The following is a 15,190-nucleotide window of genomic DNA, read 5'->3' on the forward strand; positions in this document are numbered from 1 at the left end:
AATAAATCATAGCATTCTTAACATTTTATTTTATGTCCTTCTGAAACCTCAGAAGGACTAACTTATCTATATATATTTCTATTAATTCTCAATTTTTACGACAGCCATTCTACCGTTGTATGGCTTGCTCCCTTTCGCTTCCAAAGCTTTTGTGGCTTCTTGTAGACCGTCGTATTTTTCATAATAGATGTAATATTTACTTGTTGTCACATTATAAAAGAAATTCACATCTGTAAGTCCAGCAGCTACCGCTTTCGTTAAAAACTCATCTCGTTTCTCGACACTGCTGTGTACTGCAAGAATCAAGTAATATCCACTATCAGAGTTTTTAATATTTTTAATAATCTGCATGTTTGACTGCTCTTCACCAAAATCAAAATCATTTGCTTTCAGTGGCGTGCTACTTACTTTTGTTGTCTCTTTTATTCGTTTAAGAGCGGCAAGGTCTTGGGCATATCTTCCTTCATCATTCTCATAAGCTGCACGTTTAATTCTACGTTTACGCTCAACTTCGGTATCTGTTTTAATACGCTCTAAATCGGCAATTAAAGCTGCACCTTCTCGTTCCATTTTTAATTGAGCCGCTTTCAATTCGTTTATCTTTTCAAGATAAGCTTTATTCAAAGGATCCTCTTTAGGGAACTTTTTAAGTCTTTCGTTATAAAGATTTGTCAGCTTCGCAATCTCATTTTTCATGCTGTTATTTGCATCAGCAATCTGAACTTTTAATGCTTCAATCTGACTGTTTTCAGCTGCTACACTCTTAAATGGTTTTGGCTCTTTATAAATACCTTTTTCACTTAAATCGTTTTCCTCTTTTAAATCGTTCAAGTCTTTTTGCTTATTCGCAACAGTTGCTTTAAACTGTGCTAATAAATCTGTTTGTACTGTACTTGTACTTTCTACAGACTGAGTCAAGTTTTCAATAGCTTTTCCAGTATCATCTTTCGCTTTCGCTGCTAGTGCAGCTGCTGCTGCATCCGCCTTAGCTTTATCTGCTGCTAATTTTGCCTGACGCTCCTCCTCTTCTCTTAACAGTCTTGTTTCTTCTTCAGCTTTTAATTTTTCTGTTGCTTCAGCATCTGCTTTTGCTTTTGCATCTGCTAACAGTTTAGCTTGAAGAGCTTCCATATCAGCTTTTGCTTTTGCATCTGCTGCTAGTTTTGCTTGAAGAGCCTCAGCATCTGCTTTTGCTTTCGCATCTGCTGCTAGTTTCGCTTGAAGAGCATCTGCGTCTGCTTTCGCTTTTGCGTCAGCTGCCAATTTAGCTTGGCGAGCTTCTTCTTCAATTCTAGCTTTTTCTTCTGCAGCTTGTTGTGCTTTTAATGCCTCAGCATCTGCTTTTGCTTTTGCATCCGCAGCCAATTTCGCTTGACGTGCATTTTCCTCTTCTTGTAATTTTTTAGCTTCCGCATCGGCTTTCGCTTTTGCCGTTGCCTCTGCGTCTGCTTTTACTTTTGCATCAGCTAATAATTTTGCCTGAAGAGCTTCCATATCGGCTTTTGCTTTTGCATCTGCAGCAAGTTTCGCTTGAAGAGCTTCTGCGTCTGCTTTTGCTTTCGCGTCTGCTGCCAATTTAGCTTGACGGGCTTCTTCTTCTACTTTAGCTTTTTCTTCTGCTGCTTGTTTAGCTTGTAATGCTTCAGCATCCGCTTTTGCTTTTGCATCTGCAGCCAATTTCGCTTGAAGAGCTTCTGCATCCGCTTTTGCTTTTGCGTCTGCTGCCAATTTAGCTTGAAGAGCTTCTGCGTCTGCTTTTGCTTTCGCATCTGCTGCCAATTTAGCTTGACGGGCTTCTTCTTCTACTTTAGCTTTTTCTTCTGCTGCTTGTTTAGCTTGTAATGCTTCGGCATCCGCTTTTGCTTTTGCATCTGCAGCAAGTTTTGCTTGAAGAGCTTCTGCGTCTGCTTTTGCTTTCGCATCTGCTGCCAATTTAGCTTGTAGTGCTTCTGCATCCGCTTTTGCTTTCGCTTCTGCTGCTAATCTAGCCTTTTCTGCTTCTGCGTCAGCTTTTGCTTTTGCAGTTGCTTCCGCATCTGCTTTTACCCTAGCATCAGCAATTAATTTAGCTTGCAAAGCTTCCATATCAGCTTTAGCTTTTGCATCAGCTGCTAATCTTGCTTTCTCTGCTTCAGCGTCAGCTTGCGCTTTTGCTTCTGCAGCCAATCTCACTTTTTCAGCTTCAGCATCGGCTTTTGCTTTTGCGTCCGCTTCTAATTTCGCTTTTGCAGCAGCTTCGGCATCAGCTTTCGCTTTTGCATCTGCTACAAGTTTCGCCTGAAGTGCTTCAGCATCTGCCTTTGCTTTTGCTTCTGCCGCCAATTGTGCTTGACGTGCATCTTCAGCTTGTTTTATTTTCAGCGCTTCGGCATCAGCTTTTGCTTTTGCTTCTGCGGCTATAAGTGCTTGTCTTGCTTCTTCGTCTGCTTTTGCTTTTGCATCTGCAGCTAATTTTTCTTTAAGAGCAGCCTCTTCAGCAGCTTTGGCTTTTGCATCTGCAGCTGCTTTCGCTTTATTAGCTGCATCAATTGAAGCTTTAGTTTTAACCTCCGAAGCAGCTTTTGCTTTAGCTTCTGCTGCTAATCTTGCTTGAAGTGCATCTGAGTCTGCTTTCGCTTTCGCATCTGCAGCTAATATAGACTGCATGTCTGCCGCTTCAGCTTTTGCTTTTGCATCGGCTTTACGTTTTGCTTCGGCAGCATCAGCTTTAGCTTTATTATCTTCTATTAATTTTAATCTCGCAGCTTCTGCATCCGCTTTTGTTTTTTCTGCCGCAGCCAATCTTGCTTGTCTTGCAGCTTCTGCATCAGCTTTTACTTTTTCAGCCGCTGCTAATCTCATTTTTGCAGCAGCTTCTGAATTTGCTCTTGCTCTTTCTATTGCAAGTTGTGCAGCCGTTTTCTGTTGTGTCGGTGCAGCTGCATTTGCAGCGGCTGCTTTAGCTTTTGCTGCTTCGGCATCGGCTTTGGCTTTATCAGCGGCTACCAGTTTTGCTTGTAAAGCTTCGGCATCGGCTTTCGCTTTGGCATCAGCAGCTAATTTTATTTTTAATGCTTCTGCATCTGCCTGTGCTTTATCTGCAGCTAATTGTTCTGGCGTTTTTTGTTCAACTGCTCCAGACTTGTTTGCTGCAGCTTGTGCTCTAGCTGCAGCCGCAGCATCAACTCTCGCTTTATTATCAGCGGCTAGTTTTATTCTACGCTCTTCTGCATCTGCTCTAGCTTTATCAGCAGCCAGTTGTGCTTGTGTTTTTTGTGTTTCGGCTACGGCTTTATTCGCTGCGGCTGTTTGTGCTCTCGCTGCGGCTGCGGCATCTGCTTTTGCTTTTGCCTCTGCAGCTAATCTTATTTTAACAGCTTCAGCATCTGCTTTAGCTTTATTGTCTGCTTCTAGTTTTGCTTTTGCTGCAGCTTCAGCGTCGGCTCTAACTTTTTCTGCTGCTGCTAGTCTTGCTTGTTTTGCTTCAGCATCGGCTTTTGCTTTTGCTTCTGCAGCTAATCTATTCTTTTCAGCAATTTCAGTTCTATTAACCTGAGTTGCTTCTGACTTTGGTTTAGCTGGTACCGATTTTGGTTTTGAAGGATCAATCAACGAACCTTCCTCATCATCTCCGTAATAGTAATTTCTATTTTTGAATTTATAGGCAATAGCAAATTCATGCGAACCACCTAAATTAGAGAAATTGCCCATTCCTCTTTCGTAATTGTATTCTATAGCAATACTTGGAGAAATATTAACCCCAAGTCCTGCAGAAACTCCATATAATGTATTATAGCCTACTTGTGCCCAAACTCCTTGTTGAAGTGCAAGCATTCCTAGACCAGAAATAACTGTTTTATCTTTTTTAATTTCTGTTCTAACCAATCCAGAGAATTTACTTCTATCAAAAAATCCATAATTGTCAATATATCCAGTATACATGGCATGTAATTGAATGGCTCTTTCTGGATCTTCTTTTACCATTCCAGATCCGAAATTATAAAGTACTAGATTGTTAATAGCCAATCCGAAATCTAAAAAAGCAGTACCATAGTTAATCCCAGGATTTACAGTTAAAAGCGTACTCTTTGGAAAATCTCCAGTTAAAATCGTTGAATCATCTGATATAATTTTTCCTGTATTTATTCCGCTTTGATAAATCCCTGCATTTAAACCAAAAGTCAAGTTACTATCTTCTTCCAAAACGATGTTATGAGCGAAATTGGCAACTCCGCCAAAAACAGTCATAAGCCCGTAATTTTGTTGAAATAACCCAACTGCAAATGCTTCGTTCTCTCTAAAACGACCTGAATAATTAAATAAGTAAGTGTTTGGTGCATCATCAAATTGCGTCCATTGTCTTTTGTTATAAAAACTTACATATGGATTTGATTCTCTAACAAAACTGAATGTCGGGTTAATTAAATATCTATTGAACTTCAAAGAATTTCTAATAGGTAATGAAAACGAAACAACTCCATCCTCACTTGCGTTTTGAGAATAGAGTACATTAGATAAACCGTAAAATAACGTGATGAATAGTAAAAGTTTCTTCATATTATTTTATAACAGTTATTGATCCTTTTTTTTCACCTGTGTCGGATTGAATGACATAGTAATAAACGGGATTTACATTCTTAAAATCTACATTGTTTTGAGGCCAATCGCCTTGGTAATTCACTACATCCAGAACCATATCTCCGTTTGAACTAATGATCATTACCTTTGTATTTGCATTTTTATATTCGTCTGGAATATTCCAGTACGGATTCATACCACTTAACTTGATAATGTTTGGAATAACACTTGATGGACCAGATTCTCCATTTATTCTAAATGTAAATTCTTTACTAGAAACACATCCAGATGCCAAAGAAACCTTAGCTTTATAATTACCTTTAACAGCTACAACATAAGATCTTGTCGTTTCGTTAGGAATTAAGTTATCGTTTAAATACCACTCATAAGTTGCATCTGCCGCACCTGTAGTAATGGTAATCGTTACTGTTTCTCCTGCACTTAATTTATATCCATCCTCAGCATCAATGCTTGCTTCAAAACTATTGCTTTTCAAGTCGATAGTTCCGGTTGCTTTACATCCGCCAAAATCGACTTCAACAGAATACAATCCAGATTCGTTTGTAGAATAAGTACGGTTAGTAGCACCAGCTATCAAGACTCCATCCTTTTTCCAAGCATAGCTGTTTCCAGAAGTTGCAGTTAAAACAGTTCCTGTTCCACTAGCGCAAAACGGGTTTCCTAAACTTGAATTAATAGTTACGTTAGATCCACTAGAAGAAGAAACAACATTAACACGATTAGAACTAAAGTTAACATCAGAACATTGACCATAATCAATCTCTGCATAATATTTTCCTGTACTATTAATAACTATGTCTTTAGAGGATTGTCCTACGATAAGAACATCATCTTTGTACCATTTGTATTTAATATTAGAAATATTGATTGGAGATGGAGTATCAGCACTAACAGAAAGGGTTAAACTACCGCCAGCACATAACATTGCTGTATCAGTCTTACCATTGATAAAGAAAGATGATTCGTATGGTTTGAAGTATGCAGGAAATGCAGTATTTCCTAAAGAATTTCTAAATCTTGTACTCGTAACGCCTGTTGAACTTTTTACTCTAAGACTATAGGTATCAGAACCAACTAAATTTGTAGGTACTGCATATTTAATTGTTTTTTGAGTTGCAGAAACATCAACAGTTTGAAGCAAAGTTGTGGCAACAGGAGTAGTAAAATTTCCCGCAGCGTCTGAAAGCTCAACTACGAAGGTAGTACCTGCGGGAAAATCTATATAACTAAAAGAAGCATAAAACTCGTTGAAAGAATTACCAGCACAAAGCTTTTCTAAACCGTCAAAGGTTTGAGGCGCTATAGTTTGGGCATAGGCATTCGATCTAGCAAATAGTAAAATGCTAAATAATATTAAAACTTTAAAAAAAGATAAAGTAATTTTTTGAATCATATAGTGCGTGTTCTTGCTAGATCTATACGCTCAAAAAACAAGATATCAATGAATGTTTCTGAGAAATCGTACTTGTAGTTTTCAATCACTTCTTTTGCAAGAACTGAAGTAGCCGCAAGTGTAGAATTCTCTTCACAATCGTTTGATAATGTATTTGACTCAGCCGCTATAGTAAGGCTGTCCTTGGGGTTGGACATCCCTACTATAAACTGATTAAAATTGCTGTTTTCAATAACAGCACTATTATTACTGTTCTTTTGGTTATTGCAAGCCAAAGTTAAACTGTGCTCAGAACCAGCAGCCTTTGTAGGTTGTTCTGCTGTATTCTGTGCATATAGAGTTAACGAAATAGGCGAAACCAAAAATATTATATATAAAAAATATTTTTTCGTAGATACCATTATGTTTTGATCTTTATTTAGGCCCTTTAGACGATACATAAATTGTGTCTGGGGACTTAATTAATAAAATTTACGCGTGGGAAATAAAAATCGAAACTATTTATCTATTACCGCTAGAAGCTGTGATTTTTCCTAATTGTAATCTGAAATCTGGTTTTTTTGGATTGAAGATATCAATGAATGTTTCTTTGTTATCACTTTGTGACATCACGTTAAAGAAAACACTGTTTCCATACCAGCTCTCTAAATCTTCGTTGTTAGAATTGTACTCTGTAAAGATGTTTCCGTTACATAAGTTAAAGTACATTTCCTCAAATTTGATTTTTTTAAGATTGGCATCATTGATTTCAGTTTTGCTGTCTAATAATACTGCAGGGTTAAATCCAGAGATTACACTTCTTTTCATTTCAAGAGAAGCATTCTCTGCTACGTAAACAGCCTCTTTTACTAAACCTGCTTGAATGTCAGCTTTAATATTTTCGCTGTCGTTAACCATTGTAATATTACTAGCAACAACTAAAGTTTGTTTTTTAGTGAAATCTGTTTCACTTTTCTTCTCATAAGATTTTACCTCCATACAACGAGATCCGTCTTTAGTACTTGAGAAGTAAGAAGATCTAACTGCTAGAGAATTGAAGAAACGACATTGAACTCCTTGAGAAAATTTAAAGTCGTCATTAACTGATTTATAAGATACAAATTTTGTAGCATTTAAGTCACCACCTAAGATCCCGAAAGAATCTCCTCCAGCGTAACTTACCATAATGTTTTCAAGAACAGTTTTGTTTCCAACAGCTGCAAGAGTCAAACCGTTGAAAGTATCTGAACCTTTTACTTTTTTACCAGCAAACTCGATTCTAACGAATCTTAAAACTCCTGAGTTTGAAGCTACATTATCACCACCATAAGTAGTCATTGTAGGATCAAGGTCAAGGTTATAAGAACCTACATTTCCGAATTTATTAATTGGTGCATCTCCAAGGATTACAATTCCACCCCAATCTCCAGCTTTTTTCATGCTGCGGTTTGAAGTAAATACAATTGGATCTGTTTCTAAACCATCAGCCACTAATTGTGCGCCTTTTGTGATTACCAATGTTCCTTTTGTTTCGAAATCACCAATAATTACAGTTCCTGGTTCGATAGTTAGAACAGCATTGTTTGTAACATAAACGTTTCCTTGTAGAACGTAGATATTTCTTTTTAGCAATTTAGTGTTAACAGAAATATTTCCTGCTAAAATTTGGTTTGCTTCTCCATAGTCAACTTTATTAGGCTTAAATTCGGTCCAGTTGTTTAACCAATTAGTGTAGCCCATAATTCCTTTCTCTTGTTGAGCACTCATACTCGTAACTGTCAAAAGAACGCAGATCAATTGAGTAATTTTTTTCATGATAAGGGGGTATTACGGTTAATAATAAATTTGGGTATGCGCAAATGCAAAAACTCCTCTCGAGTTTTCTGGAATTTTACAGAACCCTCGAGAATGAGTTTTTTTTATTTTGTTTTCGAAGAATGTCAAAGCAATATTTTACTGAGACTTTCCAGAAAAAAATTTCAAAAAAAATGCTTTATTACATTTCGTTCAAATCGTTGAACTCGTGTAATGATTTCAATGTACTTTCGTAGAACAAGATTGCCGCGATTAGATTCCCTTTATCAGAGTAAGGCATCATTTTTCTTTGGAATTCTACAGTTGTATCCAAGAATGTTGATGTACCCACTGCCTGAGCATCTAATACTTTTTTGTGTTCGTTATCGTCTGGAATACCAAGGTCGGCCATAGTAACACCAGGTTTAGTAACCAAAGCAATGTAAGGGAGAGTTTTAACTAATACTTTGATACGCTCGATGTATAATTCCAAAAGCTCACCCTTTTGCATACCACTTAATTCTTTTTGATCATGGTATTTTCGGATAAGAGCAGTTGTACTGATAATACTTCTCGGTGCGTTTTTAGCTTGTGCTGAAACAGCCGCAGTAGTTAAGATAAAAAAAGCACTAAATAGAATAATTTTCCCTTTCATAGATTCTTATTTTATAATTGGTTGTTGATAAAAACAAAAATATATAAATTAACTTAAATTACAACTCCAACTCATTTTTTTTTCAAAAAATTTCCTTAAAAAAACCTTAAAAACCAGCCTTATGTCGAGAAAATGTGCGTTTTAACGCGCTTTTTGTTAAAAATGTTAATTAAAAAACCGTAAGAGATTAACTATAAAAAACAAAAAATTAACTCTATAAATAGCCAAAAAAAACCACCGTTTGCCGAATTTCGAAAAAAAATATTAACAAAAACATCTTGATATTTACTCACTTGAAGATATTTATTAACAAAATTCTGTCGAAAGTGAGCCGAAAATTTTAAAAATCATCTACTCGCTTTGACACAGAATTTGAAAATTGCAAACCGCTAAATAATCTTATCCTGAAAATTTTTGACTACACATTTTCTTCTATCTTTGCGCAATGCAATTTTCTCAAATTTTAGGTCAAGATTACATCAAAAGCCACTTGATAAAAAGTGCTGCTTCTGGTAGAATTCCTCACGCACAATTATTCGTTGGTCCAGAAGGAAGTGGCACATTAATAACCGCCATTGCCTATGCCCAATATATTTTGTGCAGCAATACTGGCGATGAAAATTCAAACGGAAACGATTCTTGCAATCTAAAGTTTGACAATATATCTCATCCCGATCTTCATTTTATTTACCCAACCGTTACAACCGAAGATGTAAAAACAAAACCCAAAAGTTTAGATTTTATCCAAGATTGGCGAGGGTTTATTCAAGAAATGCCTTATGGAGGTTTATTCGATTGGTATAAAATTCTGGGCGTTCAAAACAAACAAGGAGAAATTCGTGTAGAAGACGCACAAGAAGTTTTAAAATCGCTTTCGCTAAAGTCTTATGAAGGCGGCTATAAAATCATGATTATTTGGATGGCCGATAAAATGAATATCGCGGCATCCAATAAACTTTTGAAACTCCTAGAAGAACCATCAGACAAAACCATGTTTATTCTGATTTCTGAAAATGAAGAAGATATTATCCAAACCATACGCTCACGCTGCCAGGTAATTCACTTTAATGGACTTCCAGAAAAAGTAATCGCCGAAGCTCTCGTTGCTCAAGAAAATATAGATTCCAACTTAGCTAAAAAAATCGCGCATCAAGCTCAAGGAAATTTTAACAAAGCACTTCATTTATTAAAAGAAGACGACGACGATCTTCCATTCGAACAATGGTTTGTCAATTGGGTTCGTGCCGCTTTTAGAGCAAAAGGAAATGCAGCAGCTATTCAGGATTTAATTTCGTGGAGCGAGCAAATTGCTGCACTCGGACGCGAAAGCCAGAAAAAATTTATTCAGTATTGTATCGAAATGTTTCGACAAGCCTTAATGCTAAATTATCAAGCACAAAGTTTGGTTTACATTGAACCAAAAGTAGATAAATTTAAGTTAGAGAATTTTGCTCCTTTCGTAAACGGAAACAATATCCACGAAATTTTCAAAGAACTTTCAGATGCCATGTATCATATTGAAAGAAACGGAAATGCAAAAATAATCCTCACCGATTTATCGATCAAATTGACTCGTTTAATTCATAAAAAATAATTCATAATGAACAATGTTGCCTCAATTTTACTTTTAGCTTTTCTAGCTTTAACTTTTTTACAATCGGGTTACGAAAAAATTTTTTATTGGAAAGATAATGTGGCTTGGCTTAAAGAACACTTTGCCAAAACCCCATTAAAAAATCAGGTACCGCTGGCTCTTTTACACTTACTAATTTTGGAATTAATTTCTGGAATTTTATGTGTTGTTGGAGGAATCCAATTATTTACAAATAATGGCAGAGAATTTGGTTTTTACGGAGCTATATTTTCATGCATCTGTTTGCTAATGATGCTTTTCGGACAAAGACTTGCAAAAGATTACGATGGTGCGAGAACCATTGTTATATATTTTATACCAGCCGTTATGGCTGTCTATTGGTTAAATTAACCAATACAATTTTTAAATTTTTAGATCAAAAAAATGAATCCAAAACATCCTTCAGAATCCCTAACTATTTTAACTGATTTAGTTTTACCGAGCGAAACAAATCCTTTAAACAATCTTTTTGGTGGTGAATTATTAGCCAGAATGGATCGCGCCGCAAGTATTGCAGCCCGCAGGCATTCGCGCCGAATTGTAGTAACGGCTTCTGTAAATCACGTTGCCTTCAACAGAGCAATTTCGCTTGGAAGCGTTGTAACCGTAGAGGCAAAAGTTTCAAGATCATTCAAAAGTTCGATGGAAGTTTTTATAGACGTTTGGGTAGAAGACCGCGAATCTGGAAACAGAACCAAAGCCAACGAAGCAATTTACACTTTTGTAGCCGTAGACGATACAGGAAGACCCGTTGAAGTTCCTGCAATTATTCCAGAAACCGAGCTAGAAATTCAGCGATTTGATGCTGCGCTTCGTCGTAAACAATTGAGTTTATTGCTTGCTGGAAAAATAAAACCTTCTGATGCAACAGAATTAAAGGCTTTATTTTTATAGAACGATTTTGTGACAATTTGGAACAATCAAACTTCAAAAAAAGAAGTAATTTTACAAATTATAAAACTGATTAATAAGATTACGGAAGAATTTTCTTATTTTTATCCAAAAAGACAAAACAATAATTTAGATATTAGAAAAAAATGAGTTCAGAGAAAGAAGCCAAATTAAAAGCACTACAATTAACGCTTGACAAACTTGACAAAACCTACGGAAAAGGCACCGTAATGAAAATGGGCGACAGAGCCATTGTAGAAGTAGAAACGATTTCTTCTGGCTCACTAGGTGTTGACTTAGCTCTTGGAGTAAACGGATATCCGAAAGGAAGAATTATCGAAATATATGGTCCAGAATCTTCTGGAAAAACAACTTTGACGCTTCACGCTATTGCAGAAGCTCAAAAAGCAGGTGGTATTGCAGCCTTTATCGATGCCGAGCATGCATTTGATAGAAATTATGCTGAGAAATTAAATGTTGATATCGAGAACTTAATCATTTCTCAACCAGATAATGGAGAGCAAGCTTTAGAAATTGCCGAAAACCTAATTCGTTCTGGAGCTATAGACATTGTTGTAATTGACTCGGTTGCGGCTTTAACTCCAAAAAGTGAGATCGAAGGCGAAATGGGAGATTCTAAAATGGGGCTTCACGCACGTTTGATGTCTCAAGCTTTGAGAAAACTTACTGGAACTATCAGCAAAACAAATTGTACTGTTTTCTTTATCAACCAGCTTCGTGAAAAAATTGGTGTTATGTTCGGAAATCCAGAAACTACAACTGGAGGTAACGCACTTAAATTTTACGCTTCTGTTCGTTTAGATATTCGTCGTTCTGCTCAAATTAAAGACGGTGAAAACGTAATCGGAAACAGAACTAAAGTAAAAATCGTTAAAAACAAAGTGGCTCCACCATTTAAAACTGCCGAATTCGACATTATGTATGGAGAAGGAGTTTCTAAAACTGGTGAAATCTTAGACTTAGCTGTTGAATTTGATATCGTTAAAAAAGCAGGATCTTGGTTTAGCTACGGCGATACAAAATTAGGTCAAGGTCGCGATGCTGTTAAAACTTTAATTAAAGATAATCCAGAACTTGCTGAAGAACTGGAAATTAAAATTAAAGAACACATAAAAGAATTGGCAAATGCCTAAAAAATAAGTCGAAAAAAGACGCTTTTAAATAGCCGAGTGATGTAAAAATTACTCGGCTATTTTTATTTTAAAATAAAAATGAAATTTTCACGCAACCTTTTTACAAAACATCCATCTCTATAAAAAAGCAGTTTATAATTGGTACTGCCATATATCAATTTCGAGTTTTTTTTAGAATTTACGTTGGTTGGTTATTTGATTAAAGACCCGTTATTTATCTTCATCTAACGGGTTTTATCAAATTTTTTAAATTTCGACGCAACCTTTTTAATTTTTCTATATCTATAATAATGTGACATTAACTTGAGTTATTAACTAAACTCTTTATTATCAACCATTAATATTTTTAACCATGAAAGAAAAAATGGAATTGTTGTACAGTAAAAACCGAAGAAAAACCAAATTAAGATTTAAAAAAGTATTGCGTTTTATTTCCGAAAAGATAATTCACAGATAATAACTTTTGAATAAAAATAGGGGGTTTTTAATTCAAAGAAAAGCCGGTAGATAATCAAATCTACCGGCTTTTGTATTTTACATAATGTGTTTATGGTTATTCCTTTTGATAATCCATTAAACCATTATAAATTATATTTCTAACTTGATCTCTTAATTCTTTTCTGTTGTCGCTTGTCAATCCTTTTGTTTCTATGAATGGTAAAATTCGTGCGCGCATTTTTCCCGGACTTCCACTCAAAAAAGTATATGAAAAACGTTCCTTATTATCTGGATAAACAATCGGAACAATTGGAATTTGATGATCTATCGCTAACCTGAATGCACCGTCCTTAAACTCATCCAGCAAAATACTTTCGTCATCTGGAACCCCACCCTCTGGGAAAATGCAAATACTTAAACCTTGATTTAATCTATTTTGAGCTCTTTTAAAAACTTCATTTTTACTTTTAGAAGAACTTCTGTCAACCAGAATACAGGTTCTTTTATAGAAAAATCCAAAAAGTGGAATCTTTACCAACTCTTTCTTTCCAACAAAAACAAAAGGATTTTTAATTAAAGCCAACGTAAGCATAATATCGGTCATAGAGGTATGATTGGCCACTATCATGTAACTTTTGCCTTTAATGAGCTTCTGTTCGCGTTTTACGGTATAAAAGAAACCCATTCCGAAAAGGATAAATTTAGCCCAAATGCGGGCCATTTTAAAGAAATATGGATATCCTTTCTCAGAAAGGATAGAAACGACCAGAAAAGGCAACATAATGAGTATCGGAATCGCCATTAAGACGTAAAACCAAATTCGCCAAAGAATCCAAAAAGCAATTTTAAATATTTTCATAGCTTCAAATGTAAGAAAACAGAAGTGAAATTTATAAAGATTTTTACTTTCCTCAGTTTATTGTTTTTTAACGCAGAGCGCGCAAAGGGTTTTCGCAAAGTAAAGAAGTTATTTGTTTGAGAGATTGCTTTGCAACAAGTTCGCAAAGCTTTATTTATAAATTATTTACAACTCTTCTAATACCATTTTTTAAAAGACTTTCACTGAAATTTATAAGAAGGCCGAGTTTAAAATTTCCTAACTTCAAATAGGTTAATGTTTGTGCCAAATGGTTAACAGTAAGTGATTCTACACTTTTTATCTCTATTAGAAATTTGTTTTCAACAAGCAAATCAATGCGGTACCCACAATCAAGTTTAACTTCTTCAAAAACTAATGGCAAAGATTTCTCTTTCTCAACAAGAAGTCCTCGCTGTTTAATTTTATAAAATAAACATTCTTTATACACATTCTCTAATAAACCCGGTCCCAATTTTTTATGAATTTCAATAGCTAACCCAATTACAATATTTGATATTTCGTTTTCTGTCATAATCTAAAAAAATCAAAATTATAAATATTTTCTTATAATTTAATTAAAGGGTTTTAATTTAAGACCACTTTACAGAAGATAAAGCTTAGCGAACTTATTGCAAGGCAATCTCTAGGAAATAAAACTTGTTTCCTTTGCGAAAATCCTTTGCGCGCTCTGCGTTAAAATGACCCGCAAAAACACAAAACATTGCGATAAACCTTTGCACACTTTGCGGTTAAAAAAAACATCACGACATTTGCAGTTAAGAAAAAATCTAGAATGGCAAAAATACTTACTGGTGTTCAAAGTACAGGAACACCGCATTTAGGAAATTTATTAGGAGCAATTATTCCGGCAATCGAATTATCAAACGATCCAGCAAATGAATCTTATTTGTTTATTGCCGATTTGCATTCAATCACTCAGATTAAAGACGGAAAAACTTTAAGAGAAAACACCTATAGCACAGCTGCGGCTTGGCTTGCGTGTGGATTAAATCCTGAAAAAGTGACATTTTACAGACAATCTGATGTTGTCCAAACTACTGAACTAACATGGTATTTGAGCTGTTTTTTCCCATTTCAAAGATTGACATTAGCACATTCTTTCAAAGATAAAGCCGATCGTTTAGACGATGTTAATGCTGGACTTTTTACTTATCCAATGTTAATGGCAGCCGACATTTTACTTTATGATGCAGAATTTGTTCCTGTTGGAAAAGATCAGTTGCAGCATTTGGAAATTACTCGTGATGTTGCCGCTCGTTTTAACCATCAAATGGGTGAAACATTTGTTCTTCCTGAAGCTAAAATTCAAGAAGACATTATGCTTATTCCAGGAACAAACGGAGGAAAAATGAGTAAATCTGCTAACAATATCATCAATATATTCTTGGATGATAAAACGTTACGCAAGCAAGTCATGAGTATTGAAACAGACAGTACGCCGCTTGAAGCTCCAAAAAATCCAGATACTTGTAATGCATTTGCAATCTATTCTTTGCTAGCAAATGAAGAACAAATTGCACAAATGAGAGCAAACTATTTAGGCGGAAACTATGGTTATGGTCATGCCAAACAAGCTCTTTTTGAATTGATTATAGAGAAATTTAAAACAGAAAGAGAAAAATATAATTACTACATCAATAACCTTGAAGAAGTTGACGCTTTGTTGAAGAAAGGCGCTGCAAAAGCTTCTGTAATTGCTGATGGTGTTTTGGCAAAGGTTAGAGAAGTTTTGGGATTTCAAAAATAATCTACAAACAATTTTTTAAGAAACGCGGATCATTTTAAAAATGATCCG

The 15,190-nt window shown here is 35.5% G+C and carries 12 protein-coding genes; 5 read left to right on the forward strand and 7 right to left on the reverse strand.

Features of this window, described 5'->3' with window-relative positions; genetic code table 11:
• Positions 1-81 precede the first annotated feature (81 nt).
• From M0M44_RS05070 to M0M44_RS05090, 5 genes are all read right to left on the reverse strand, one after another.
• Positions 82-4,536 (reverse strand): PorP/SprF family type IX secretion system membrane protein, encoded by a 4,455-nt coding sequence (locus tag M0M44_RS05070; RefSeq protein WP_248728794.1) that lies wholly within the window; start codon positions 4,534-4,536, stop codon positions 82-84.
• Position 4,537: 1 nt separating this feature from the next.
• The gene (gene sprC, locus M0M44_RS05075; protein WP_248728795.1) at positions 4,538-5,971 is read right to left on the reverse strand and encodes a gliding motility protein SprC; all 1,434 of its coding nucleotides are present in this window, start codon (positions 5,969-5,971) and stop codon (positions 4,538-4,540) included.
• Positions 5,968-6,372: a hypothetical protein gene (locus M0M44_RS05080; protein WP_248728796.1), complete on the reverse strand. Its 405-nt coding sequence runs from the start codon at positions 6,370-6,372 to the stop codon at positions 5,968-5,970. Before M0M44_RS05080 ends, sprC begins: the two co-directional genes overlap by 4 nt.
• A 100-nt stretch (positions 6,373-6,472) precedes the next feature.
• Positions 6,473-7,765, reverse strand: coding sequence for a hypothetical protein (locus tag M0M44_RS05085; RefSeq protein ID WP_248728797.1), 1,293 nt, complete (start codon positions 7,763-7,765; stop codon positions 6,473-6,475).
• A 181-nt stretch (positions 7,766-7,946) separates the two neighbouring features.
• Positions 7,947-8,399, reverse strand: a complete 453-nt coding sequence (locus M0M44_RS05090) for a hypothetical protein (RefSeq protein WP_008465732.1) — start codon at positions 8,397-8,399, stop codon at positions 7,947-7,949.
• Between the two features lie 445 nt (positions 8,400-8,844).
• Between M0M44_RS05090 and M0M44_RS05095 the strand changes: the two genes are divergently transcribed.
• The 4 genes from M0M44_RS05095 to recA all read left to right on the forward strand — a co-directional run bounded on the left by M0M44_RS05095 (position 8,845) and on the right by recA (position 12,077).
• Entirely contained in the window at positions 8,845-9,993 is a 1,149-nt protein-coding gene (locus M0M44_RS05095) for a DNA polymerase III subunit (protein ID WP_248728798.1), read from the forward strand.
• Positions 9,994-9,999: 6 nt separating this feature from the next.
• Positions 10,000-10,383: a DoxX family protein gene (locus tag M0M44_RS05100; RefSeq protein ID WP_095930182.1), complete on the forward strand. Its 384-nt coding sequence runs from the start codon at positions 10,000-10,002 to the stop codon at positions 10,381-10,383.
• Positions 10,384-10,416: 33 nt separating this feature from the next.
• Positions 10,417-10,926, forward strand: coding sequence for an acyl-CoA thioesterase (locus M0M44_RS05105; protein ID WP_095930181.1), 510 nt, complete (start codon positions 10,417-10,419; stop codon positions 10,924-10,926).
• A 143-nt stretch (positions 10,927-11,069) separates the two neighbouring features.
• Entirely contained in the window at positions 11,070-12,077 is a 1,008-nt protein-coding gene (gene recA / locus M0M44_RS05110; protein ID WP_095930180.1) for a recombinase RecA, read from the forward strand.
• A 553-nt stretch (positions 12,078-12,630) separates the two neighbouring features.
• Here the strand turns inward: recA and M0M44_RS05115 are convergent.
• Positions 12,631-13,374, reverse strand: coding sequence for a lysophospholipid acyltransferase family protein (locus M0M44_RS05115; RefSeq protein WP_248728799.1), 744 nt, complete (start codon positions 13,372-13,374; stop codon positions 12,631-12,633).
• Positions 13,375-13,528: 154 nt separating this feature from the next.
• On the reverse strand, positions 13,529-13,906 hold the full coding sequence (locus tag M0M44_RS05120; RefSeq protein ID WP_248728800.1) for a GxxExxY protein: 378 nt from the start codon (positions 13,904-13,906) through the stop codon (positions 13,529-13,531).
• Between the two features lie 261 nt (positions 13,907-14,167).
• Here M0M44_RS05120 and trpS point away from each other — a divergent pair, with 261 nt between their 5' ends.
• Entirely contained in the window at positions 14,168-15,142 is a 975-nt protein-coding gene (gene trpS, locus M0M44_RS05125; RefSeq protein WP_248728801.1) for a tryptophan--tRNA ligase, read from the forward strand.
• Positions 15,143-15,190 lie beyond the last annotated feature (48 nt).

The organism is Flavobacterium humidisoli, assembly GCF_023272795.1.
GTDB classification, from domain to species: domain Bacteria; phylum Bacteroidota; class Bacteroidia; order Flavobacteriales; family Flavobacteriaceae; genus Flavobacterium; species Flavobacterium humidisoli.

Coding starts and splice junctions, on each gene's coding strand:
- M0M44_RS05105 (WP_095930181.1), top strand. CDS start 10,417: ATGAATCCAAAACATCCTTCAGAATCCCTAACTATTTTAACTGATTTA.
- M0M44_RS05090 (WP_008465732.1), bottom strand. CDS start 8,399: ATGAAAGGGAAAATTATTCTATTTAGTGCTTTTTTTATCTTAACTACT.
- M0M44_RS05115 (WP_248728799.1), bottom strand. CDS start 13,374: ATGAAAATATTTAAAATTGCTTTTTGGATTCTTTGGCGAATTTGGTTT.
- M0M44_RS05070 (WP_248728794.1), bottom strand. CDS start 4,536: ATGAAGAAACTTTTACTATTCATCACGTTATTTTACGGTTTATCTAAT.
- M0M44_RS05100 (WP_095930182.1), top strand. CDS start 10,000: ATGAACAATGTTGCCTCAATTTTACTTTTAGCTTTTCTAGCTTTAACT.
- sprC (WP_248728795.1), bottom strand. CDS start 5,971: ATGATTCAAAAAATTACTTTATCTTTTTTTAAAGTTTTAATATTATTT.
- recA (WP_095930180.1), top strand. CDS start 11,070: ATGAGTTCAGAGAAAGAAGCCAAATTAAAAGCACTACAATTAACGCTT.
- M0M44_RS05085 (WP_248728797.1), bottom strand. CDS start 7,765: ATGAAAAAAATTACTCAATTGATCTGCGTTCTTTTGACAGTTACGAGT.
- trpS (WP_248728801.1), top strand. CDS start 14,168: ATGGCAAAAATACTTACTGGTGTTCAAAGTACAGGAACACCGCATTTA.
- M0M44_RS05120 (WP_248728800.1), bottom strand. CDS start 13,906: ATGACAGAAAACGAAATATCAAATATTGTAATTGGGTTAGCTATTGAA.
- M0M44_RS05095 (WP_248728798.1), top strand. CDS start 8,845: ATGCAATTTTCTCAAATTTTAGGTCAAGATTACATCAAAAGCCACTTG.
- M0M44_RS05080 (WP_248728796.1), bottom strand. CDS start 6,372: ATGGTATCTACGAAAAAATATTTTTTATATATAATATTTTTGGTTTCG.